Origin of the sequence: Schlesneria sp., assembly GCF_036405755.1 — a bacterium.
Taxonomy (GTDB): Bacteria; Planctomycetota; Planctomycetia; order Planctomycetales; family Planctomycetaceae; genus Schlesneria; species Schlesneria sphaerica.
Window position 1 is genome coordinate 1 of record NZ_DASWWZ010000669.1, and the last position, 2336, is coordinate 2336.

General features: G+C 57.4%; 1 protein-coding gene. It reads right to left on the reverse strand.

The window, feature by feature from the left end; translation table 11 throughout:
- On the reverse strand, positions 1 to 2336 hold a 2336-nt coding region (locus tag VGE80_RS22070), incomplete at both ends, for a mechanosensitive ion channel domain-containing protein (RefSeq protein ID WP_440594147.1).

The window sequence follows — 2336 nt, forward strand, 5'->3', positions numbered from 1 at the left end:
TGATCGCTGAGAGTCCAGTTCAACACTTTGCCTGTGATAAACTCTTTGTTCGGAACGATCAGTTCCTTCCGGTCTCCGTCAAGAATGGTGGTCGCCCGGATCTGGATTCGCGACACTTTTCCGGTCGTGTCGCCGACAGTGATCACATCACCCACCCTCATCGGTCGTTCAAACAGCAGAATGATCCCCGATACAAAGTTGGCGAAAATTTCCTGCAGCCCAAAACCGAGGCCGACGGACGCCGCCGCGACGAGCCACTGGACGTTGTTCCAACCGATACGGATCTGGGCAAACGCCATGCAGACGCCGACGACAAGAATAGTATACCGTACCAGACAGGTCACGGCGAAACGGGCTCCGGCGTCGACGGCCAGATGCTGGTGTAGAACCACTTCCACCAGACCGGGAACGTTGCGACCGGCGAGCTGAGCAATAAAGAAAACCACCATCGCTAGGCAGAGATCGGCTGCGGTGACCGGCAGCATCTGTTTGACTGTCGTTCCCGGCGAGCCGACTTGAGAGTCATTTTCCAGTGCCATGACTTCAACGCTGGTATTCCACAGGACGTATTGGTCGAGGATGTTCAGCGCGGGCGTCACATCGGCCCAGACAATCCACAGCCCGATCACCAGCAGCGCGATCAACCCTGTATCCAGCAGCCTGCGCATCTGCGTCACGATCTGTGTCAGGTTGAGTCGAAAATCTGGCCAGTTCCAGCGGGAAAACAGCGAGCCATGCGTGGAAACTCCTCCCTGCAGTCGCCCCGGTTCCGCCATCTCCGTCGAATCGACCCCCTGTAGCGCGGCCATCCGACGCTGTTCGAGTGCGATCCAGCGTCGCAGGGTCGCCCGCAGCAGCAACAGTCCGACCAGGAACCACATCGTCCGCTGAAGCCGCCACATCAACTGGGTCGCGGTGTAGAAAAATCCCGTCCAGCCGAGTCCCAGAAGAACGAATGACGCCAGCAGCATCAATGAGGGAGCGAATTTCCAGAATCGTTCAGACCACGGATCTTCCTCCGTCGCGGGTTCTTCGACTGATTCATCCGTGATAGCGAACGCGGGAATCCGCCGGACCGTCAGTCGACAGAAGATCGTCGAAACCGCAGCGAATGTCAGAAAGACAAATCGCCCGAAGGTATCCAGCCGCTGCTCGTTCGCCATCGATTCCGTCATCCCGATGAGGGCAATCAGCACTACCCCGAGAGGGATGAACCATGTCAGATGTCGACGCCAGGTATTGACGTATCGTTCTGGCCAGTGGAAATGTTCCTGACCCAGTCCCCCGCGCATGCAGACAATCCGCAGAATTTCCAGCGGAAGCGCGAACACGGCGGCCCTGATCAATCCTGCAGCGACCGCGTGGACGAACGGGTATTGCGAGGCGGTGTGATCCAACTGCCAGCCAATAAACAACAGCAGCAGAGGCCAACCGCAAGCGATTGCCAGGGTCAGCGCGAGTGACTGCAGTGTCGGTGCGAGATCATGGCAACCCGCGGCTTTCGCGACCACTCCTTTCCGTTTCAGCAGGATCTGCATCACGGGCCGCGTACAGAACCACGTCAGAAACAACAAGGTTGCCAGAATCCAGACTAGCGGCGACCGTTCCATGTTCATGCGGACGGCCTCCAGCACAGGCTGCCAGGCAGCCGGGTCGGTCCACCAACCCATCGAGGTCGCGGCCTTCTTCACATGTTCCGAACCAAAGGTTTGTCCCGTCCGAATCCACAGTACCCGTTCGTCAACGTAATCGGCGTATCTGGTTGTCAGATTCAGCAACCGACGTTCGACATTATCCATGTCGACCAGTTGCTGAAAATAACGTGTGTAGTCTGCATCGAGGCCATTCACCAGTTGACGCCGATCACCCAATAATTGCTTGAGTCCCGCCAGCGCCGTCTTGCGCTTGCCAGTGACGAGAAGTTCCGCAGCCCGCTTGGCAATCGCCGAGTCGAGATCGATCAGGGCGGCATGTTCGGCATCGAGCTGGAACAGGCGCATTCGGGCTTCGCGGATCACGTCATTACGATGAAGCAGACTGGACTTCATCCCACGGGGATTCTGCAGCTTGGCTCGTTGCTGACGCAGCAGCAGGCCGATCGAATCGGTCAGCCCGACATCGTTCACCATCTTCTGCGTGCGGTCGAATTCTTTATTCAGTTCCCCCAGAAGTACATTACTCGCCTTCTGACGATGATCCAGATCGACCAGCTTGTCGGTGATATCGTGACGTTCTCTGGCAAATCCCAGATTCTCTTCGGCAAGCGTCTTCAGTTCGGGAATGACATTTTGCAGGGCCTGTTCGGCGAGACGTACCCGCTCGTCGGCTTCATTTCC